A 20,637-nucleotide genomic window follows, 5' to 3' on the forward strand; every position below is an offset into this window, starting at 1 on the left:
CAATGCTGTCGGTGTGATGGGGCAGGGGACGAAGCAGGTGGTTCTGCTGGGGCACATTGATACGGTGCCAGGTGAAATTAAAGTAGAGCAAGTCTCAGACTTGCTCTACGGTCGCGGCTCGGTAGATGCCAAAGGTCCGCTGGCGAGTTTTGTGGATGCGGTGGCAAAGGTCGGTGCGAAGGATGGCTGGCAATTTGTAGTCATCGGCGCGGTGGAAGAGGAACGCGATTCGGAAGGGGCGCGGTTTGTCGCTACAGCAATACAAACCAGACTTCGCCATCATCGGCGAACCGAATCAATGGGATCGAGTTTCGCTTGGATACAAAGGCAGCGCGTGGGCACATGTAACCATCAAACGCGGGCAGGCTCATACGGCAAGCGGTGAAGAGACAGCGGCTGAAGCGGCGATTGAAACGTGGTTGAAAGTCAAAGCCTATGTTGATCTGTATAATGCGGATAGGCAAAAGGTTTTCGATAAACTTCTGCTTACGTTGCGCGGCATGGATTCAGACTCGAATGAATTTGAACAGTGGGCCAGGTTGAAGATCGGTGTGCGTTTGCCGGTGGAAGTCTCGCCGGAAGATTGGTATCAAATATTAAATGAGACCCTAAAGGTCTCTGAGACCTTTAGGGTCTTTATAGAACCAATAGGCTTCCCCGTCCCGGCATGGAAGTGTGAGAAGAACTCCCTCCTGGTACGAAGCTTCTTAAGTGGCATCAGGTCGCAGGGCGGTGAGCCGCGTTTCGTCTACAAAACAGGAACTGCGGACTTGAACATCGTCGCTCCGGTGTGGGGCTGCCCGGCTGTGGTGTATGGTCCCGGTGATTCGGCATTGGATCATACGCCAAATGAACATATCTATTTGGAGGATTATCGTAAAGCAGTGGATGTTTTAAGTGCGGCTTTGGAGAAACTGACTAGCTGAGCACATTCCTGAAGGACAAAATGTAATCGTTCCTTTTTGCCGAAACGGAAAAAATTGCTCTTGACGGATTTCCGTTTCCGCCTATAATCGGGCGAAGTCAAACCTCATGAATATGTTGTTCAACCTCTCGCTTATTGTCGTCCTTATTGTAGTCCTTATTATTAAAGGATTATTTTCGGTTAGGATGGCTGCGGTGAGAGTAAGATAGACCACTGAGTAAGAACGAGAGCCGCCCTAACCACGGGCGGCTCTTTTTATACCCAAACCTCACCCTTTCCCTCTTCTGAGGGGAGATGGGTATCAAGGAGAAACATGCGTTCAGATACAGTAAAAAAAGGGTACGAAAAAGCGCCACACCGCGCATTGTTACGTGCCACCGGTTTGAAGGACGAGGATTTCAATAAACCCTTCGTTGCCATCGTCAATTCGTATGTAGACGTTGTGCCCGGTCATGTGCATTTGCAGGAATTCGGCAAATTAGTGAAAGAAGCCGTCCGCGCGGCGGGTTGTGTCCCGTTCGAGTTCAATACCATCGGCGTGGATGATGGCGTGGCGATGGGTCACATGGGTATGAAATACTCACTGCCTTCGCGTGAGTTGATCGCCGACTGTGTGGAGACCATGATGGAAGCACATCGCTTTGACGCGATGGTCTGCATTCCGAACTGCGACAAGATCGTACCGGGCATGCTGCTGGCTGCCATGCGCGTGAATGTGCCGACCATTTTTGTTTCGGGTGGCGCGATGAAAGCCGGCATGACCCCCGAAGGCGAAACGCTTGACTTGATCTCCGTCTTTGAAGGAGTGGGTGCTTTTTCTGCGGGCAAGATCGACGAAAAGCGCCTCCTGACGCTCGAGAAGTTTGCCTGCCCATCCTGCGGCTCCTGCTCCGGGATGTTCACCGCTAACTCGATGAACTGCCTCATGGAAGTGTTGGGGTTGGCTCTGCCATATAACGGCTCTGCGCTGGCGAAGACACCCGAACGTGAAGCCCTGGCAAAACAAGCAGCGGCTCAGATCATGACCTTGATCGAACGTGATATCAAGCCGCGTGACATTGTCACCGCCGACGCCATCGACGATGCTTTTGCCCTGGATATGGCCATGGGTGGCTCGTCTAACACGGTGCTGCATACGCTGGCATTAGCCAACGAAGCCGGTGTGGATTATCCGTTGACCCGCATCAATGCTGTGGCAGACAAGGTGCCGCATATCTGTAAAGTGAGCCCGGCAGGTAAATGGCATATGGAAGATGTGCATCGTGCAGGCGGGATCCCGGCGATCTTGAACGAAGTACAACGGGGGACGGGGATGCTGCATTTGGACCGTATAACAGTCACTGGCAAGACATTGGGGGAATCGATTCAAGGCAAAGATATTCAGGATGAAGAAGTCATTCGACGTTATGAAAATGCCCACTCCAAGCGCGGCGGTTTGTCCATTTTGTTCGGCAACCTTGCACCAAATGGGGCGGTGGTGAAGGTCGGCGGCGTGAGTGCCCCGATGATGCAGTTTGAAGGACCGGCTGTCATCTTCGAGTCACAGGATGAGGCAATGGCTGGAATCCTCGCGGGCAAGGTTAAGGCTGGCGATTGTGTCGTGGTACGTTATGAAGGTCCCAAAGGCGGACCGGGCATGCAGGAAATGCTTTCGCCCACATCTGCCATCATGGGGCAGGGACTTGGTGATAAGGTCGCGCTCATCACCGATGGACGTTTCAGTGGCGGCACACGCGGCGCATGTATTGGTCACGTTTCACCAGAGGCTGCGGCGCGTGGTCCGATCGCGGCGCTACAGGCTGGGGACCTTGTCCAAATTGACCTGGTGGCGCGTACGCTCAACGTCAAGTTAAACGAGGCGGAGATCCAGAGCCGGCTTGCGGCATTGCCTCCCTTCCAGCCCAACGTCAAATCCAAGTGGTTGAAGCGCTATTCTCATTTTGTAACCAGTGCGGATACCGGAGCGGTTTTGAGCTCAGATTGAAAAATGTAGAATGCAGAATTTGAAAGGAATTATTGAATGAAAAAGACAGGTGCAGAAATTGTTTGGGAATGTCTCACACGCGAAGGCGTGGAGGTGGTGTTCGGCTATCCGGGTGGTTCAAATATGCCGATCTACGATGCCATGTTGAGCTATCCGGTTCATCATGTGTTGGTGCGGCATGAGCAGGGTGGGGCGCACATGGCAGATGGATATGCGCGGGCTTCCGGCAAGGTCGGGGTGGCAATGGCTACTTCGGGTCCTGGTGCAACCAATTTGGTGACTGGTATTGCCACAGCCATGATGGATTCGGTTCCCGTGGTCTTCATTACCGGGCAGGTAGCGGCTCATCTCATCGGCGGCGACGCCTTCCAGGAAACGGATGTGACAGGGATCACCCTGCCCATCACGAAGCATAACTATCTGGTGACCCGTGCAGATGAAATTGCGGAGACGATTCGTGAGGCGTTTTACATTGCCAAAAGCGGCAGACCGGGACCCGTTTTGATCGATATCTGCAAGAACGCTCAGATCGAATCTTGCGAGTTCGAATATCCGGACGAAGTAAAACTACCCGGCTACCAGCCGGTGATGCATGCGCCGCGTCCATCTTTGGATGATGCGGTGAAATTGCTTGAGAAGGCGAAGAAGCCCATCATCCTGTGTGGACACGGCGTGCTGATGTCCAAAGCGGAGCAGGAATTGCTTCAGTTCGCAGTCAAAACGCAAACCCCGGTGGCAAGCACGTTGTTAGGGTTGGGCGCGTTCCCGTCTTCGCATGAATTAAGCCTTGGCATGATGGGTATGCACGGCGAAGTGCATACGAATATGGCGATCCAGAATTCTGACTTGATCCTTGCTTTTGGTATGCGGTTCGATGACCGTGTGACCGGCACTCTCAAGACCTATGCGCCACGCGCGAAGAAAATTCATATCGAGATCGACCCGTCCGAATTACACAAGAACGTCTATGCGGACGTCCCTTTGGTGGGCGACCTGAAAACCGTCCTGAACGATCTCATCCCGATGGTGGATGAATATGACCATGAGGATTGGAAGTCTGAGATCAATGGCTGGAAATCCGAAGCCGATAAACGCAGCATTATGAATTGGAATAATGATGGCAAGCTCTATGTGGCTCATCTTATTGCAGATATCTGGAAGGCGACCGGCGGCGGCGCGATCGTCACCACCGATGTGGGACAGCACCAGATGTGGACAGCGCAGTATTACCAGCTCGACAAGCCAAACCGTTGGATCACCTCCGGCGGTGCAGGTACGATGGGCTTCGGTCTGCCTTCCGCCATTGGTGCCTGGTTTGCGGCGAAAGATCAGGAGATCTGGGCTGTGGCTGGGGATGGTGGTTTCCAGATGACGGCTGCTGAATTGACCACTGCCGTTCAGGAAGGCGCGAATGTGAAAGTTGCCATCATGAATAATAACTTTCTTGGCATGGTCCGTCAGTGGCAGGAATTCTTCTTTGAGAAGCGCTATTCAGCTGTGAATATGGTCACTCCAGATTTTGTCAAACTGGCAGAGGCGCATGGCGTACCCGCCCGCCGCGTGACCAAGCGCGAAGAAGTAGACGAAGCCATTGCCTGGGCGCGCAGCATCAAAGGACCGACGGTGCTCGAATTCAAAGTGGAACGTGAAGATGCGGTCTACCCGATGGTTCCCGCCGGTGCAGCCCTTCACGAAATGCTGCAGAGACCGGAAAAAGCGTAAAAACGATAATGGACTTTGTCCCTTATCAAAGGAGAAAAATGAACTACACCTTCATTGCATTAGTTGAGAACAAACCTGGCGTGTTGAACCGTGTTTCTTCACTGTTTCGCCGCCGTAACTTCAATATCGAATCTCTGGCGGTAGGACGTACCGAAAACCCTGAAGTTTCGCGCATGACCATCGTGGTCGATTGCCCCAATGGGGACATGGATGCGCATAAACTGGAAGCCAATTTATATAAATTGGTTAACGTGATCGATGTGCAGGATGTCACCCGCCAGCCTTCTGTAACCCGTGACCTGGCTCTGATCAAGGTCAAGGTCGGACCGGAACGCCGCGCAGAAGTGAACGGACTCGCCGAGATCTTCCGCGCCCACATTGTGGACGTTGCCCCTGAGTCTGTCATCGTGGAGATCACCGGCACCGAAGATAAGATCGAAGGCATGATCGAGCTTCTGCGCCCGATCGGTATCATGGAAATGGTGCGCACCGGTCAGATCTCGATGACACGCGGCAACAACGACGGCATTCGCCGTATGCCCGGGTTGGATGGGCGCCGTTATGAAGACGTGATGGATATGGCGGTCATGGCGCCGTAAAGACTGAAAAAGTCAAAATGAGGCTCGCAGAAATAACGAAACCTGCAACCTTCAACTTGTAATCAAAAACTTTAAACAAAATCAGGAGAATAAAAAATGGCTAAGATCGATTTCGGTGGTGTGGTGGAAGATGTTGTTACCCGCGATGAATTCCCGCTTGAAAAGGCGCGTGAAGTCTTGAAGAATGAAGTAGTGGCTGTGGTCGGCTATGGTGTGCAGGGACCGGCTCAGGCAATGAACATGCGCGACAACGGCATTAACGTCATTGTCGGCCAGCGCAAGGGTACGTCTAATTGGGATAAAGCCATTGCCGATGGCTGGGTTCCCGGCAAGACTCTCTTCGAAGTGGAAGAAGCGGTAGAAAAAGGCACTGTCATTCAGTATTTACTTTCAGATGCCGGTCAGCGTTCACAGTGGCCCGCGATCGTGGAACACCTCAATGAAGGTGATATGCTCTACTTCTCTCATGGCTTCTCTGTCACCTTCAAGGATGACACTGGAGTGATCCCGCCTCCGCACGTAGATGTGGCTTTGGTTGCCCCCAAGGGCTCTGGACGCAGTGTGCGGGTTAACTTCCTGGAAGGTTCTGGTATCAATGCCAGCTACGCTATCCACCAGGATGCAACCGGCAAGGCAAAAGACCGCACCATTGCGTTGGGTATCGCCATCGGTGCGGGTTACCTCTTCCCAACTACCTTCGAAAATGAAGTACTCTCTGACCTTACAGGCGAACGCGGTATTCTCATGGGGGCTCTCGCAGGTGTGATGGAAGCCCAGTACAACGAACTCCGCAAACATGGACATTCTCCCTCTGAAGCTTTCAACGAAACAGTAGAAGAGTTAACTCAATCCCTCATCCGCCTCGTTGGACAGAACGGTATGGACTGGATGTATGCCAACTGCTCGACCACCGCTCAGCGCGGCGCACTCGATTGGAAAGACAAGTTCCGTGATGCAACTGCACCCGTCTTCAAAGACTTGTATGAAAGCGTTGCGACCGGTAACGAAGCCCGCATTACCCTCGAAGCCAACAGCCAGCCCGATTATCGTGCCAAGCTCGAAGTGGAACTCGCCGCCATCCGCGATTCGGAAATGTGGCGTGCTGGTGCCGCTGTTCGTTCGCTGCGCCCTGAAAATTGGAAGAAGTAACCGAATATCGAATACTCGAATACTCGATATTCGGTATTTGATGTGGAGACATATATGTCTAACTACGTCAAAATTTTTGATACAACCTTGAGAGACGGCGAACAATCTCCCGGCGCAACGATGACCTCTGCCGAAAAATTGGAAGTGGCGTACAACCTCGCCCGCCTCGGCGTGGATATCATCGAAGCTGGCTTCCCTGCTGCTTCGCCGGATGATCTGGAAGCCGTCCGCCGGATCGCGCTCGAAGTGGGCAACCCGCCCAATGGAAGTCCTGATGCGAAGGTTCCCGTCATCGCTGGCTTGGCTCGTGCCAATAAGCCCGATATCGATAAGGCATGGGAAGCCGTGCAAGGAGCGAAGAAGCCGCGCATTCACACGTTCCTGGCTACATCGGCAATCCATATGAAGCACAAGTTGAAGATGGATCCCGAAGATGTGGTGCAGCGTGTTTCTGAAATGGTGACGTATGCGCGTTCCTTATGCGCGGACGTTGAGTTCTCACCTGAAGATGCCGGACGTTCTGAGCCTGAATTCTTATATGTTGTGTTGGGTGAAGCTATCAAAGCCGGTGCAACCACGCTCAATATTCCCGATACAGTCGGCTACACCACCCCCGATGAATTTTTCAAATTGATCGATGGCATCATCAAAAATACGCCGGGCATGCATGATGGGATCACGGTTTCTGTGCATTGCCACGATGATCTGGGACTCGCCACCGCGAACACACTGGCGGGCATCCGCGCAGGAGCACGTCAAGCCGAGGTGACCGTGAACGGAATCGGTGAACGCGCGGGCAACACCTCGCTTGAAGAAGTAGTGATGGCGTTGAAAACGCGTCACCCGGTCTTTGGCTTGGAAACTGGGATTGAGACTCAGCAACTCTCGCGCATCTCGAAACTGGTTAGCAATTACACCGGTATCGTTGTGCAACCGAATAAAGCCATCGTTGGGTCAAATGCTTTCGCGCATGAAGCCGGTATTCATCAGGATGGCATGCTGAAACACCAAAGCACATACGAGATCATGCGCCCCGAAGATGTGGGTGTGAATCAGACCAACCTGGTGCTGGGCAAACATTCCGGTCGTGCCGCGCTGCGCAACCGTCTGGCGGAAATGGGGCACTCGCTCGATGATGTTGAACTTGATAAGGCATTCGCGCGCTTCAAAGAACTTGCCGACCGCAAGAAGGTCATTACCGACCTCGACCTCGAAGCCTTGGTTGCCGATGAGTTTTACAAGCCGCGTGATGTGTATCTGTTGAATGGCTTACAAGTGACCAGCGGCACAGTGGGCATGCCCACCGCCACCATCCGTTTACGCGGACCTGACGGCGTTGTTCACACCATTGCTGCCATCGGTACTGGTCCTGTGGATGCAACCTATAAGGCCATTGATGCGATCGTGAATGTTCCTTGTACATTGCTGGAGTTCAACATTCACGCCATTACCGAGGGCATTGACGCACTTGGTGAAGTGACAGTCCGTATTCAAAACGAAGGCGGTTCCACCACCATGGATGCGCAAAGTGAAGTGGAATACAAGCGCGTTTACGGCGGACATGGCGCAGATTCTGACATCATCGTCGCCAGCGCCAAGGCATACATCAACGCGTTGAACAAACTCATCATCGCCCAAACCGAAGGCAAAGGCAAAACGCCGAACGATCTTGGGGTGATGCTGGGATAAGACCGCCGACGACTGACCATTGACCGCCGTCAGCAGTCGTCGGTCTACGGTCAAATCATTATGGAATAAAAAAAATTTAACAAGGTATCGAATATGGCAAATCAACCAAAAACACTCTTTCAAAAAATCTGGGACTCTCACGTCGTCACCGAGCAGGAAGGCGCTCCCGCCGTCCTCTACATTGACCTGCACCTCGTTCACGAGGTAACCTCTCCCCAAGCCTTTACCGGACTCCGCACTCGTGGGCTGAAAATTCGCCGCCCCGACAAAACTTTGGCAACGATGGATCACTCCATCCCAACCACTCCCATTGATGTGCCGATTGCCGATGCAATGGCAGCCGCACAGATCAAGCAGATGGAAACCAATGCCGCTGAATTTGGCATCACCCTGCACGGCATGACCAGTCCGCACCGCGGTATCGTCCACGTGATCGGACCGGAACTCGGGCGCACCCAGCCCGGCATGACCATCGTCTGCGGCGATAGTCACACGGCTACACATGGCGCATTTGGCGCACTCGCGTTCGGCATCGGTACTTCAGAAGTTGAACACGTCCTTGCGACTCAATGTCTCTTGCAGAAGAAACCCAAAACCTACGAAGTCCGCGTGGACGGCAAATTGGGTCCCGGCGTTTCTGCCAAAGACATCATCCTTGCGCTCATCGCTAAGATCGGCGTGGGTGGGGGAACGGGGCATGTCTTCGAATACACCGGCGAAGCCATTCGTGGGCTGACCATGGAACAACGCATGACCATCTGCAACATGTCCATTGAAGGCGGCGCACGTGCAGGCATGATCGCCCCCGACGAAGTCACTTTCGAATATCTCAAAGGACGCGAGTTCGCTCCCCAAGGCGCAGACTGGGACAAAGCCGTTGCCTACTGGAAGACCCTGCCCAGTGACGAAGGCGCCGTGTACGATAAGTCTATTGTTCTCAATGCCGCTGACCTCGAACCGATGATCACCTACGGCACGAATCCCGGCATGGGCATGAAGATCACTGATCGCGTTCCCACTACGGAATCATTTAGTGAGCCTTCGCAAAAAGCCGCCTTCGAAAAAGCCATGAACTACATGGGCTTGCAGCCTGGTCAATCGCTGCTCGGTCAAAAAGTAGACGTGGTTTTCATCGGCTCCTGCACCAACTCCCGCATCTCTGACTTGCGTCTTGCTGCTGGTATGTTGAAAGGGAAGAAAGTTGCAGATGGACTTCGTCTCATGGTTGTTCCCGGTTCGCAAGATGTAAAGAAGCAAGCCGAGCAAGAAGGCTTGGATAAGATATTTAAAGAAGCAGGCGCTGAATGGCGTGAAGCAGGTTGCTCGTTATGTATTTCAATGAACGGTGACTTTGTTCCTGCTGGGCAATATGTTGTTTCAACAAGTAACCGTAATTTTGAAGGTAGACAAGGTAAAGGTTCTCGCTCTTTTCTTGCAAGCCCAATTACTGCTGCTGCAACCGCTATCAATGGAGTTGTTACTGACCCAAGAACTCTGCTGTAGAAACTAACGATAGTCAATTTGTCGAAGGCTTTTCTTGCTATTGCATCTGGCACACAGTGGTTGAATGTTGTTAATAGAATCACTGCCGCCGAGAATCAATGGACGCACATGATCACGAGTAAGTTTGATCTCAGGTTCTTGCTTTCCGCAGCATAGGCATTTGAAGTTGTACTTAGCTTTCAAAGCTTGCCATTCTGCATCAGTATGAGAGCCTTTAGCAAAAAGTTTTCGGGCGCGACGGTTGTTTGTGTATAAAGTTAGTTTGTCTCGGTTTGCTTTGCCGTACTCCCGTTGATAAGCATTTCGTTCTTCCGCATGTTTGTCACGAGATTTTCGTCCAATTTCACGGTAATGCTCCAAGTCTTGTTGACGTCGCTCTCTGGCTTTGATGTTGATTTCTTCTCGGTGAGTTTCGCGATATTTCCCCAGAGCTTCTTGGTACTTTTCAGGATTTGCCCTTTTGTGCTTGCGTTTCAGTTCTTGATAATGTGCTTTGTTAGCTTCAACGTACTCGCGTTCTCTTGCTCGGTACTCTTCGATTTTTGCTGCTCGTTCGGCACGGGCTTGTGCTCGGAAACACTCCCTGCAACGGTATTTATATCCGTCGCCAACAGGCAAGCCAAATAATCTGGCTGGAGCAAACTCACTAAGTGGTTTCCAACCACATTCAGGATTTGCACAATTCTTTCCTGCAACACCGTCTTGATACACAATTGCCATCGTAAGTCCGCTCCTTGAGCAAAATATGTAAGGTAAGTATAAATCAATCAATAAGGAAAATGTATGGCACAATTTACTTCTCTCACCTCCCGCGCACTTGCCATCCCTGTCAACGACATCGACACGGACCAGATCATCCCTGCGCAATTCCTCAAAGTGACCGATAAGAACGGTCTCGCCGACGCGCTCTTTTTCAACTGGCGCTATAACGATGATAAATCTCCGAAAGAAGACTTCATTATCAACAAGCCCGAGTCAAAGGGCGCACAAATTCTCCTAGCCGGAGACAACTTCGGCTGCGGTTCGAGCCGCGAACATGCGCCGTGGGCACTCACCAGCTACGGCTTCCGCGCCGTCATCTCCACCTCATTTGCAGACATCTTCCGCAACAACTCGTTGAAGAACGGACTCATTCCCATCATCGTGGATGATGAGACTCACAAGATGCTCTTCGACTTGTTGGAAGAAGCGCCTCGCGCTGAGCTGACAGTTGATCTGGCCACCCAAACCGTTTCCTTCCCCGGAGGCTCGTTCACCTTCCCGATCGACGCATTCAACAAGACTTGTTTGCTCAACGGCGTGGACGAACTCGGCTACATCATGGGTTTTGAGAAAGATATTGCGGCTTTTGAAGCAAAGGCGTAATTAGTAATTGGTGATTGGTAATTACAAGTTACTAATTACCAATCACCAAAAGGCAACACATGACACTACCCCTTATACAAATCTACGACACCACCCTGCGCGACGGAACGCAATCCGAAGGCTTCAACCTTTCGGCAAATGACAAGGTCCGCGTTGCTCAAAAACTGGATAATTTCGGCGTTGCCTTCATTGAAGGCGGCTGGCCCGGTTCGAACCCCAAAGATGTGGAGTTCTTCGAACGCGCCCGTGACATGCAATGGAAGAACGCCCTCATCGCAGCCTTTGGTTCCACCTGCCGCGTCAAAGGCGGACCCGAGGACGATGCCAACATCAAAGCGCTGCTCGATTCGCGAACACCAGTCTGCACCATCTTCGGCAAAACGTGGACTCTGCATGTCACCGAAGTCTTGCAAACCACCTACGAAGACAATCTGCGCATCATTGAAGATTCAATTGCTTATCTCAAAGCAAATGGCAAGCGTGTCATCTACGATGCCGAACATTTCTTCGATGGCTACAAAGCGGATTCAGCCTATGCACTTGAAACGCTGAAAGCCGCCATTCGCGGCGGCGCGGAAATGGTCGTGCTGTGCGATACCAACGGCGGATCCATGCCGTGGGAAGTGGAACAGATCATCCGCGAGATGAAGGCGCAGATTCAACATCCGTTTGGCATTCATCCACACAATGATTCAGAGACGGCTCTTATCAATGCACTAACCGCTGTCCGTGAAGGTGCGGTTCAAGTGCAGGGAACCATCAACGGAGTGGGGGAACGTTGTGGCAATGTCAACTTGTGTTCGGTGGTGGCGAATCTTGAACTCAAAATGGGCTATCAATGCCTGCCCAAGGGCAACATCCAACACTTGTATGACTTGTCTCATTTTGTAGCTGAAGTTGCCAACCTCACGCCTGACGAGCATTTGCCCTTTGTCGGCAAATCGGCATTCGCGCATAAAGGCGGTGTTCATGTGGCTGCCATGCGGCGTTCTCCCATTTCGTATCAGCACATTGCACCCGAACTCATCGGTAATAAAATGCGTGTGGTGGTTTCCGACCTTTCTGGTCGCGGCAACCTGCTCAGCAAAGCCGAAGAACACGGCTTGGAAGTTGAGGGCACAGAAGTCGTGCCCGTGCTCAACGAGATCAAAGAACTCGAATCGCGCGGCTTTTCCTTTGAAGCTGCCGAGGCTTCGGTAGCGATCATGCTCAAGCGCCAGGAATACGGTTACAAACCGCCTTTTGAATTGATTGATTTCTTTGTCAATGTAGAACACAGACAAGGACGCGGCATTTTTGCAGAAGCAATGGTCAAAGTCCGCGTGCAGGGTGAAGTGCTGCATACAGCCGCTGAAGGCAATGGTCCCGTCAATGCGCTTGACCTCGCCTTACGCAAGGCGCTCAAAGACTATTATCCGCAGATCATGAAATTCAATTTGTCCGATTACAAAGTCCGCATCCTGGATTCAGATCATGGTACCGAAGCTATCACCCGCGTGTTGATCGACACCCGCAATACCAACTCTCGCTGGAGCACCGTCGGTGCAGGCACGAATATCATTGAAGCCAGTTGGCGTGCGTTGGCAGATTCTGTCGAATATGGATTGATGGTGGCGCATTAAAATCACGACGGCGGACCGCCGACCACAGACCACAAAACGGTCAGCGGTCGGTCGTCTGCGGTCATATCAGGAGACTCCTTTGAAATTCAAAATCACCTTACTCCCCGGCGACGGCATCGGACCCGAAGTGGTCGCTGAAGCCGTGCGCGTGCTGGAAACAATTGCCAGCAAATATAAGCACTCATTTCAGTTTCAAGAAAGATTGATGGGTGGCTGCTCGATCGACAAATACGGCTCTTCCCTGACCGATGAGACTCTTGCCGACTGCCAAGCCTCAGATTCCGTTTTGCTGGGCGCCGTCGGCGGACCGAAATGGGACGACCCCAAAGCCAAAGACCGCCCTGAGCGTGGATTGCTTGCCCTGCGCAAAGGTCTTGGCGTATTCGCCAATTTACGCCCGGTCAAAGTCCACCCGGCGTTGATGGAATGGTCTCCGCTCAAGCCGGAGAAATTACAAGGCGTGGATATCCTGGTTGTGCGTGAACTCACGGGTGGGTTGTACTTCGGCTTCCCCAAGGGACGCGACATCAAAGATGGACGCGAACGTGCGGTGGACACACTGGAATATTATGATTACGAAGTGAAACGTGTGATGGAGCTTGCTTTCAACCTCGCCCGCGGACGCAAGAAAAAGGTCACCTCAGTGGATAAAGCCAATGTGCTCGAATCCTCCCGCTTGTGGCGCCAGATCGCTGTCAAGGTAGGTGAGGCGAACAAGGATATTGAGTTGGAGCATATGCTGGTGGATACCGCTTCGATGCGCTTGATCACTGGACCAGCGTGGATGGATGTGGTCGTCACCGAGAATATGTTCGGCGATATTCTCACCGACGAAGCTTCGGTTTTGGCAGGTTCAATGGGAATGTTGCCCTCTGCCAGTTTGGGCGAATCAACTATCGGCTTGTACGAGCCGATTCACGGTTCCGCTCCAGATATTGCGGGCAAGGGCATCGCCAACCCGACCGGCACGATCCTTTCCACGGCAATGATGCTGCGTCACTCGTTTAAATTGGAAACCGAAGCCGCAGCCATTGAAAAAGCAGTGGATGAAACTGTCACAGCGGGTGCGCGTACGGCAGATATCGGCGGTAAGTTAACGACCCGTCAAATGGCGGATGAAATTATTCAAAGACTATAGGAGAATATGTTATGGGCATGGAATCCAAGTTTATCTGGAAAAATGGGGAGATGGTACCGTTCGAACAGGCGACATTGCACTTTTTGACGCCTGCTTTGCATTATGGTGCGGCGGTCTTTGAAGGCATCCGCACTTATAACACCCCAAAGGGACCGGCTATCTTCCGCCTGGGTGAACATGTGAAACGCTTGTTTGACTCAGCACGTGTGTTGGGCTTCCGGGAATTTCCGTGGAGTTTCGATGATGTGATGAAAGCGCATAAAGATACTGTGCGCGCGAACGGTTTCAATGATTGCTATGTGCGTCCGCTCATTTATTTGGATGGCGGCGGCTGGAACTTGAATGTGGATTATGGAAAGCCCTCCTTGATGATCGCGGTTTGGGAGTGGAATAATTATCTTGGCGGCGATGCGTTGGTAAATGGTATTCATGCAAACATCTCTTCCTTTACCCGTCATCATGTCAACGTGACCATGACCAAAGCCAAGATCGCCGGGAATTATGCGAACAGCATCCTTGCAAAGACCGAGTCGGAGCGTAATGGCTTCCAGGAAGCCATCATGCTGGATCCGCAAGGATTTGTGGCTGAATGCACGGGTGAAAACCTCTTTATTGTGCGTAATGGCGTGATCTATACACCATCCACTGCGCCGGTGTTGGAAGGCATTACCCGTTCTTCTCTTGCCACCATTGCTCAAGACCTTGGCTATGAAGTTAAGGAAGCGCCAATCTCCCGCGACCAGCTTTATATTGCCGACGAAGTTTTCGTCTGCGGTACAGCAGCGGAAGTGATCGGCTTGAGCAAAATTGACTATCGCCAGATCGGCGACGGCAAGACCGGACCCATCACCCGCAAAATTCAGGAAACCTATCACGATGCGATCCGTGGAAAGATCGCGAAGTACGAAGCTTGGTGTGATCTAGTAGGGTAGGGGATAACTCATATAGGGATTTGACGATGGATCGTGGAAAGCAGGTTTTATGGTCTGCAGTCCGTGGTCCATCGTCCGATTCCTGTGATATAATCCCGCCGCCTTGAAAAAGGCATAATCTGCCTGGGACGGGCACAAGCGTCCCTGAGTGGGTCATCAACCCCACTAAACTCATTCCGCTCCACACCACCACGTGATGCGTGTCGGAGAGCGGATTTTAGGAGAAACATGGCTAATATTTCCATGAAAGCCCTGCTTGAGAGCGGCGTCCATTTCGGTCACCGCACCAACAAGTGGGATCCCCGTATGAAGCCGTACATTTTCACCGAACGCAACGGCATTCATATTCTCGATCTTCAACAGACCGTAAAGTTGGCGAACAATGCCTATCAGGTCATCCGTGATACAGTTGCCAACGGTGGTACCGTGCTCTTTGTAGGTACCAAACGCCAGGCACAGGAAACCGTGATGGAAGAAGCTGTCCGCGCGGGCATGCCTTACGTCACCGAACGCTGGATGGGTGGCATGCTCACCAACTGGAACACCATGTTCAAGCGTATCCAGGAACTTGAGCGCCTCGAAAAACTGCGTGACAGCGGTGATATCAACCGTCTCACCAAGAAGGAAGGCTTGCTGATCGAACGTGAGATCACCCGCCTCCAATCCCGCCTCAGCGGTGTCCGCGCCATGAAGCGTGTGCCTGACCTGCTCTTCATCGTCGATGTTGGACGCGAAGATGCGGCTGTCGAAGAAGCCAATCTGTTGAACATCCCCGTCGTTGCCTTGGTGGATACCAACTGCAATCCTCAGAGCATTGATTACGTCATCCCTTCCAATGATGATGCCATCCGCGCCATCAAGCTGCTCGTCTCCAAGATGGCAGATGCTGTTCTAGAAGGCAAAGCTTCCCGCAAGGACGATGAACCTGAAAAGGCTGCTGAAGCACAAGCCGATGCCAAGCCTGTCAAGTCTTCCCGCCCGGCCCGCAAGGTTGTCGAAACCGACGATCAAGTGGGTGATGATGCTCTGTTGGGCAAGTCCACGCTTGCCAAGCTGAGCCCCAAAGCGGACGAACCTGCTGCCGACGCCCCTGCTGCTTAATAAGCCAGGCAATTGCACACCAAGAACGCAATGTATTAAGGATAGTTACGATGGAAATTACGACTGAAATGATCAAGCAACTGCGCGCTGCAACCAACGCCCCCATGTTGGATTGCCGCAAAGCGCTGCAGGAAGCCGACGGAAATTTTGACAAGGCTGTAGACTGGTTGCGCGAAAAAGGCATGGCTACCGCCGCCAAGCGCGCCGACCGCGACGCCTCCAATGGCGTTGTGGAACTGTACTCCCACGGCGGTGGGCGTGTGGGTGTGATCGTTGAGATCAACTGCGAAACCGATTTCGTTGCCCGCAACGAGCAATTCCGCAAACTCGCCCATGAGATCGCTTTGCAGATCGCTGCCAGCGCACCCAAGTACATTGTTGCTGAAGAGATCCCTGCCGCTGAACTCGAACACGAAGCGGAGATCGCCCGTGCTCGTGCGAAAGAAGAAGGCAAGCCCGATAATGTCATGCCGAAGATCGTCGAAGGACGCATGGAGAAATATAAGGACGAGGTCTGCCTTATGCGCCAGGCATATATCCGCGACGAGTCGATCAGCATCGAAAAGCTCATTCTCCAGAATGTGGCTGCCATTGGCGAAAATATCATTGTCCGACGCTTCCAGCGTTGGGAACTCGGCGAAAGCATCAATCATTAGTTTCAGAAAAGCCAGCCTTCGGGTTGGCTTTTTTTCTATTTCGATTTGGAGGTAAAAATGGCTGAACTGAAATATAAAAGGATCCTGCTCAAATTAAGTGGTGAAGCGCTTGGCGGCTCAATGGGCTATGGCATTGACGTCAATGAAGCGGAATCGATCGCTAGTCGTATCAAGGAAGTGTACGATATGGGCGTGGATGTTGCGGTTGTCATTGGTGCAGGTAACCTATGGCGCGGCAAGCAGGGTTTGGAGCGCGGCATGGATCGTTCCACTGCCGATTACATGGGCATGCTTGCCACCGTTATGAATGCCATGGCGCTGATGGATGCCCTCGAAAGACAGGGCGTATTTACCCGCGTCATGTCTGCCATTGATATGAGAGCCATCGCCGAACCGTATATTCGCCGACGCGCTGTCCGCCACCTCGAAAAACGCCGCGTGGTCATCTTTGGCGCCGGGACGGGTAATCCCTTCTTCTCAACAGATACCGCTGCTGCTTTACGCGCTACTGAGATCGACGCCCAAGTGGTTATCAAAGCCACCAAGGTGGACGGTGTCTACGACTCAGACCCCAAGAAAAACCCTGATGCAAAGAAATTCGACCAGCTCAGCTACATCGAAGTCCTCAATCGCCGTCTCGAAGTAATGGATAGCACCGCGATCACCCTGTGTATGGAGAATAACCTTCCCATTCTTGTTCTCAACTTATGGGATTCCAAGGCGCTCACCAGCGCACTTTACGGTGAAGCAGTGGGAACATTGGTAGCCGGTTAATTGAATTTAACGAAAAGCCTCTCCCTTTACCATAGGGGAGAGGCTTTTCGTTTTGAGAGTCTCTCCATAATTTTCATAAACTATCAATGTTTTTTCAGTCCCATAGCCTAAATCCTTATTTTAAGGTATCCTTGTAATGTAATCTTTTTTTGGAGGAAGATCGTGAGTACTGACGAAATCAAGAGCCTATTAAAAGACGCCGATACCCGCATGAACGGCGCGATCCAATCCCTTGTTGACGACCTGAACGGCATTCGCACAGGGCGAGCCAGCCCGGCACTGGTGGAAAAACTTCCGGTCGAATACTATGGCACTCCCACCCCTCTTCAGAATTTGGCTTCCATCAGTGTGCCTGAACCTCGCACACTGACTATTAAGCCCTTCGATGTCGGCTCGCTCAAAGATATTGAGAAAGCCATCCGCGTTTCGGAACTGGGTTTGAACCCCAATTCTGATGGCAAGGTCATCCATTTGAACCTGCCTCCGCTTAATGAAGAACGCCGCCGTGACCTGGTCAAGCACATGAATCATCGTCTTGAAGAGTCGCGTATTGCCGTGCGCAATGTTCGCCGCGACCTGCATAACGATATTCGTGAGTACGAAAAGGAAAAGCTGATCACGGAAGATGACCTCAAACGCGGTGAGGAAGACCTGCAAAAACTCACCGATAAATTCATCGAAGAGATCGCAAAACTTGGGCAGAACAAAGAAAAAGAGATCATGGAAGTCTAGCCTGCCACTTCGATGCCGCTGGCATTGAAAAGGTCAACCCTATGACAGACACCCCCTTGAACATTCCGTTGGAAAAGATTCCCCAACACGTTGCCATGATCATGGACGGCAACGGACGTTGGGCGATCCAGCGCGGACTTCCGCGCCTGGCAGGGCATAAAGCCGGAACTGAAAACCTGCGCCGCGTGATTCGGTCCACGGTTGAATTTGGTGTTAAATACCTGACGATCTATGCCTTTTCCACTGAAAATTGGGGACGCCCTGCCGAGGAAGTGAACGGGCTAATGCTCATCCTTCAAAATGTGATCGATCGTGAACTCAATGAACTTCACAAAGAAGGGGTTCAACTTCGTCACATTGGGCGTTTGGAAAGACTGGATCCTGCCATTCAAAAGAAGGTCATGCATGCCATTGAACTGACGAAAAATAATGATCGTCTTGTTCTTAATGTCGCCTTTAATTACGGCGGGCGTGATGAGATCGTCAATGCCATTCAAAACATCATTCGCGATGGGATCCCCGCTGAAGAAGTGACCGATGAAATGGTCAATCGTTATCTCTTTACCGCTGGTGTGCCCGACCCGGACCTGATCATTCGCACCTCTGGGGAGTTGCGAGTCAGCAATTTCCTTATCTGGCAGGCGGCATATTCAGAATGGTACATCACACCCACTTTCTGGCCAGATTTTGATAAGGAAGAATACCGCCGCGCGCTGGAGACTTTCTCCAACCGTGACAGGCGCTACGGAAAAGTTTCTTCAGGGGAATTACAAGAATCAAATGCGTAGACGATTAATTACAGCACTTGCTTTAGCAGTCATCGGGGTGCCCGCCATTGTTTTTGGCGGCATCCTTTATTATTTATTGATGGGAACGTTTCTCATCGGCGCAGCGTGGGAATATGTACATTTATTCCGTGCAGTGAAATTTGAACCAAACATGATCGTGACGGTGGGCGGAGTGGCGGTGGTCACTTTGGCGCGCATGTTCCTCCCAGAATATGCCCAACCCGCTTTTGCGATTGCCATCCTTTTGGCTATGGCAGTACATCTTGTATCTTATGAGCGCGGACGAGACCAGTCCGCGCTCGATTTTGTTATCACCGTTGGCGGTATTGTCTATATCGGTTGGATGGGCGCCTACCTGCTGGACTTGCGTAACCTGCCCGAAGGTGGATGGTGGTTCATGCTTGTGATGTTTTGCGTGTGGGCGGGTGACTCCGGCGCCTATTCCATTGGACGGGCGTATGGTAGCCACAAAATGGCGCCGCGCCTTAGCCCCAAGAAAAGCTGGGAAGGCTACGCTGCGAGTGTTTTTACGGGCATCCATACCGGTGCGCTTTATGTTTGGATATTCCAAACCTATGGGAACCATATTCATGGCATCACCATTTGGCAGGGCGCACTCCTTGGTCTGTTGCTTGGCTCCCTGCCGCCATTGGGTGATCTTGGTGAGAGTATGATCAAACGTCAATCGGGTATCAAAGACTCGAGCGATATTATTCCTGGTCATGGCGGCTTCTTTGACCGTATTGATTCATGGTTATGGGGCGCAGCTATCGGGTTTTATTTTCTCACTTGGTTTATCATCTAAACACTGGAGGATAAGATGAAAGTTCTCGGCGCAACACCCACTCGTAATTTGGCGCTCGAACTTGCGCGCGTGACTGAAGCAGCCGCGATGATGGCTGGTCGTTTTATGGGACGCGGCGATAAAGAGGGGGCAGACCAGGCGGCAGTGAATGCGATGCGTCTCATCCTCAGCACAGTAGATATGAACGGAGTCATTGTCATCGGAGAAGGGGAGAAGGATCGGGCTCCGATGTTGTATAACGGCGAGAAAGTGGGCAACGGCTCAAAACCAGACGTGGATGTTGCTGTAGACCCCATTGATGGTACCCGCCCTTTAGCCTTTGGTCGCTCAAATTCGCTTGCTACTGTGGCACTGGCTCCGCGCGGAACGATGTTCGATCCGGGTCCATTCCTGTATATGAATAAGATCGCTGTAGGACCGGAAGCGAAGGGCAAGATCAATATCGAAAAATCGATCACTGAAAATCTGCATGCCATTGCGAAGGCAAAGGGGAAGGCGGTGGAAGACCTTACCACCATCATCCTTGATCGTCCGCGCCACGATGATATGATCGCAGAGATCCGCAAGGCGGGTGCTCGTATCCGCGAGATACCCGATGGCGATGTAGCAGCCGCACTGATGACCGCCTGGCCCGACGCCGGTGTGGATGTTCTATTTGGCATTGGTGGCACACCCGAAGGGGTAATCTCCGCTTGTGCGTTGCGAGCCATGGGCGGCGAAATTCAAGGAAAGCTTTTTGCACGTGATGAAGACGAACTGCGCCGCGGGCATGAAGCCGGATACGACTTCGATAAAGTCCTAACGATGGATGATCTTGTCTCCTCTGAGGACGTCTTTTTGCTGCCACTGGTATCACAGATGGAGAATTGCTCAAAGGTGTGCGCTACTATGGGAACAGCATCACGACCGATACACTGGTCGTGCGCGGTCTGACCGGTACAGTACGCCAGATCCACGCCACCCACACCACAGATAAATTGGACAATCTGAGCTCGGTCCACTACTAGATTACCGCTTGACATTCCTGGGGCATATACATATAATATCGCTCGCGTTCCTGGCTAGCTCAATCGGCGGAGCGAGCGGCTGTTAACCGCTAGGTTATAGGTTCAAATCCTATGCCAGGAGCCAATAAAAAAGCCCTTGAAATTTC

Annotated in this window: 17 protein-coding genes, 1 tRNA gene and 2 pseudogenes; 19 read left to right on the top strand and 1 reads right to left on the bottom strand. The window is 52.0% G+C overall.

Annotated elements, in window-relative coordinates; all coding sequences use genetic code 11:
• Positions 1 to 16: 16 nt before the first annotated feature.
• The 7 genes and pseudogenes from IPG80_RS14920 (at position 17) to leuC (ending at position 9,571) form a co-directional block, all read left to right on the top strand.
• Positions 17 to 926: pseudogene (locus tag IPG80_RS14920) on the top strand (M20/M25/M40 family metallo-hydrolase).
• Positions 927 to 1,238: 312 nt separating this feature from the next.
• Positions 1,239 to 2,909: a dihydroxy-acid dehydratase gene (gene ilvD, locus IPG80_RS14925; RefSeq protein ID WP_345108180.1), complete on the top strand. Its 1,671-nt coding sequence runs from the start codon at positions 1,239 to 1,241 to the stop codon at positions 2,907 to 2,909.
• A 36-nt stretch (positions 2,910 to 2,945) separates the two neighbouring features.
• Positions 2,946 to 4,631, top strand: a complete 1,686-nt coding sequence (gene ilvB, locus IPG80_RS14930) for a biosynthetic-type acetolactate synthase large subunit (RefSeq protein WP_345108182.1) — start codon at positions 2,946 to 2,948, stop codon at positions 4,629 to 4,631.
• Positions 4,632 to 4,669: 38 nt separating this feature from the next.
• Positions 4,670 to 5,230 carry an acetolactate synthase small subunit gene (gene ilvN / locus IPG80_RS14935; RefSeq protein WP_345108183.1) on the top strand — a complete coding sequence of 187 codons (561 nt, stop codon included), beginning with the start codon at positions 4,670 to 4,672 and terminating at the stop codon, positions 5,228 to 5,230.
• A 96-nt stretch (positions 5,231 to 5,326) separates the two neighbouring features.
• The gene (ilvC, locus tag IPG80_RS14940) at positions 5,327 to 6,379 is read left to right on the top strand and encodes a ketol-acid reductoisomerase (RefSeq protein ID WP_345108185.1); all 1,053 of its coding nucleotides are present in this window, start codon (positions 5,327 to 5,329) and stop codon (positions 6,377 to 6,379) included.
• 54 nt (positions 6,380 to 6,433) lie between these two features.
• Complete coding sequence (locus tag IPG80_RS14945; protein WP_345108187.1) at positions 6,434 to 8,068, top strand: 2-isopropylmalate synthase; 1,635 nt, start codon at positions 6,434 to 6,436, stop codon at positions 8,066 to 8,068.
• A gap of 93 nt (positions 8,069 to 8,161) precedes the next feature.
• Positions 8,162 to 9,571, top strand: coding sequence for a 3-isopropylmalate dehydratase large subunit (gene leuC, locus IPG80_RS14950; RefSeq protein ID WP_345108189.1), 1,410 nt, complete (start codon positions 8,162 to 8,164; stop codon positions 9,569 to 9,571).
• Between the two features lie 3 nt (positions 9,572 to 9,574).
• On the opposite strand, the gene IPG80_RS14955 is transcribed toward leuC, so the two are convergent.
• The gene (locus tag IPG80_RS14955) at positions 9,575 to 10,291 is read right to left on the bottom strand and encodes an HNH endonuclease (protein ID WP_345108191.1); all 717 of its coding nucleotides are present in this window, start codon (positions 10,289 to 10,291) and stop codon (positions 9,575 to 9,577) included.
• A 63-nt stretch (positions 10,292 to 10,354) separates the two neighbouring features.
• Here IPG80_RS14955 and leuD point away from each other — a divergent pair, with 63 nt between their 5' ends.
• From leuD to IPG80_RS15015, 12 genes and pseudogenes are all read left to right on the top strand, one after another.
• On the top strand, positions 10,355 to 10,936 hold the full coding sequence (gene leuD, locus IPG80_RS14960; protein ID WP_345108193.1) for a 3-isopropylmalate dehydratase small subunit: 582 nt from the start codon (positions 10,355 to 10,357) through the stop codon (positions 10,934 to 10,936).
• 59 nt (positions 10,937 to 10,995) lie between these two features.
• The gene (gene cimA / locus IPG80_RS14965) at positions 10,996 to 12,558 is read left to right on the top strand and encodes a citramalate synthase (RefSeq protein ID WP_345108195.1); all 1,563 of its coding nucleotides are present in this window, start codon (positions 10,996 to 10,998) and stop codon (positions 12,556 to 12,558) included.
• A 79-nt stretch (positions 12,559 to 12,637) separates the two neighbouring features.
• Complete coding sequence (gene leuB / locus IPG80_RS14970) at positions 12,638 to 13,696, top strand: 3-isopropylmalate dehydrogenase (protein ID WP_345108197.1); 1,059 nt, start codon at positions 12,638 to 12,640, stop codon at positions 13,694 to 13,696.
• 17 nt (positions 13,697 to 13,713) lie between these two features.
• Complete coding sequence (locus tag IPG80_RS14975; RefSeq protein ID WP_345108199.1) at positions 13,714 to 14,628, top strand: branched-chain amino acid transaminase; 915 nt, start codon at positions 13,714 to 13,716, stop codon at positions 14,626 to 14,628.
• A 228-nt stretch (positions 14,629 to 14,856) separates the two neighbouring features.
• Complete coding sequence (gene rpsB / locus IPG80_RS14980; protein WP_345108201.1) at positions 14,857 to 15,729, top strand: 30S ribosomal protein S2; 873 nt, start codon at positions 14,857 to 14,859, stop codon at positions 15,727 to 15,729.
• 50 nt (positions 15,730 to 15,779) lie between these two features.
• Positions 15,780 to 16,385, top strand: a complete 606-nt coding sequence (tsf, locus tag IPG80_RS14985) for a translation elongation factor Ts (protein WP_345108203.1) — start codon at positions 15,780 to 15,782, stop codon at positions 16,383 to 16,385.
• A 57-nt stretch (positions 16,386 to 16,442) separates the two neighbouring features.
• Positions 16,443 to 17,159 (top strand): UMP kinase, encoded by a 717-nt coding sequence (gene pyrH / locus IPG80_RS14990; RefSeq protein WP_345108205.1) that lies wholly within the window; start codon positions 16,443 to 16,445, stop codon positions 17,157 to 17,159.
• Positions 17,160 to 17,369: 210 nt separating this feature from the next.
• Positions 17,370 to 17,891, top strand: a complete 522-nt coding sequence (frr, locus tag IPG80_RS14995) for a ribosome recycling factor (protein ID WP_345108434.1) — start codon at positions 17,370 to 17,372, stop codon at positions 17,889 to 17,891.
• 41 nt (positions 17,892 to 17,932) lie between these two features.
• Positions 17,933 to 18,679 (top strand): isoprenyl transferase, encoded by a 747-nt coding sequence (locus IPG80_RS15000; protein ID WP_345108207.1) that lies wholly within the window; start codon positions 17,933 to 17,935, stop codon positions 18,677 to 18,679.
• Complete coding sequence (locus IPG80_RS15005) at positions 18,672 to 19,484, top strand: phosphatidate cytidylyltransferase (RefSeq protein WP_345108209.1); 813 nt, start codon at positions 18,672 to 18,674, stop codon at positions 19,482 to 19,484. Before IPG80_RS15000 ends, IPG80_RS15005 begins: the two co-directional genes overlap by 8 nt.
• A gap of 15 nt (positions 19,485 to 19,499) precedes the next feature.
• A pseudogene (glpX, locus tag IPG80_RS15010) lies at positions 19,500 to 20,491 on the top strand (class II fructose-bisphosphatase).
• 48 nt (positions 20,492 to 20,539) lie between these two features.
• A tRNA-Asn gene (locus IPG80_RS15015) sits at positions 20,540 to 20,615 on the top strand.
• Positions 20,616 to 20,637: the final 22 nt, after the last annotated feature.

Source organism: Candidatus Villigracilis vicinus, assembly GCF_016702885.1.
Lineage (GTDB): Bacteria > Chloroflexota > Anaerolineae > Anaerolineales > Villigracilaceae > Villigracilis > Villigracilis vicinus.

Excerpts from the sequence above, each read along its gene's own strand:
- IPG80_RS14945 (WP_345108187.1), top strand. The coding sequence starts at position 6,434 with ATGTCTAACTACGTCAAAATTTTTGATACAACCTTGAGAGACGGCGAA.
- ilvN (WP_345108183.1), top strand. The coding sequence starts at position 4,670 with ATGAACTACACCTTCATTGCATTAGTTGAGAACAAACCTGGCGTGTTG.
- pyrH (WP_345108205.1), top strand. The coding sequence starts at position 16,443 with ATGGCTGAACTGAAATATAAAAGGATCCTGCTCAAATTAAGTGGTGAA.
- IPG80_RS14955 (WP_345108191.1), bottom strand. The coding sequence starts at position 10,291 with ATGGCAATTGTGTATCAAGACGGTGTTGCAGGAAAGAATTGTGCAAAT.
- cimA (WP_345108195.1), top strand. The coding sequence starts at position 10,996 with ATGACACTACCCCTTATACAAATCTACGACACCACCCTGCGCGACGGA.
- rpsB (WP_345108201.1), top strand. The coding sequence starts at position 14,857 with ATGGCTAATATTTCCATGAAAGCCCTGCTTGAGAGCGGCGTCCATTTC.
- IPG80_RS15005 (WP_345108209.1), top strand. The coding sequence starts at position 18,672 with ATGCGTAGACGATTAATTACAGCACTTGCTTTAGCAGTCATCGGGGTG.
- IPG80_RS14975 (WP_345108199.1), top strand. The coding sequence starts at position 13,714 with ATGGAATCCAAGTTTATCTGGAAAAATGGGGAGATGGTACCGTTCGAA.
- ilvB (WP_345108182.1), top strand. The coding sequence starts at position 2,946 with ATGAAAAAGACAGGTGCAGAAATTGTTTGGGAATGTCTCACACGCGAA.
- tsf (WP_345108203.1), top strand. The coding sequence starts at position 15,780 with ATGGAAATTACGACTGAAATGATCAAGCAACTGCGCGCTGCAACCAAC.
- leuD (WP_345108193.1), top strand. The coding sequence starts at position 10,355 with ATGGCACAATTTACTTCTCTCACCTCCCGCGCACTTGCCATCCCTGTC.
- leuC (WP_345108189.1), top strand. The coding sequence starts at position 8,162 with ATGGCAAATCAACCAAAAACACTCTTTCAAAAAATCTGGGACTCTCAC.
- IPG80_RS15000 (WP_345108207.1), top strand. The coding sequence starts at position 17,933 with ATGACAGACACCCCCTTGAACATTCCGTTGGAAAAGATTCCCCAACAC.
- ilvC (WP_345108185.1), top strand. The coding sequence starts at position 5,327 with ATGGCTAAGATCGATTTCGGTGGTGTGGTGGAAGATGTTGTTACCCGC.
- frr (WP_345108434.1), top strand. The coding sequence starts at position 17,370 with ATGAACGGCGCGATCCAATCCCTTGTTGACGACCTGAACGGCATTCGC.
- ilvD (WP_345108180.1), top strand. The coding sequence starts at position 1,239 with ATGCGTTCAGATACAGTAAAAAAAGGGTACGAAAAAGCGCCACACCGC.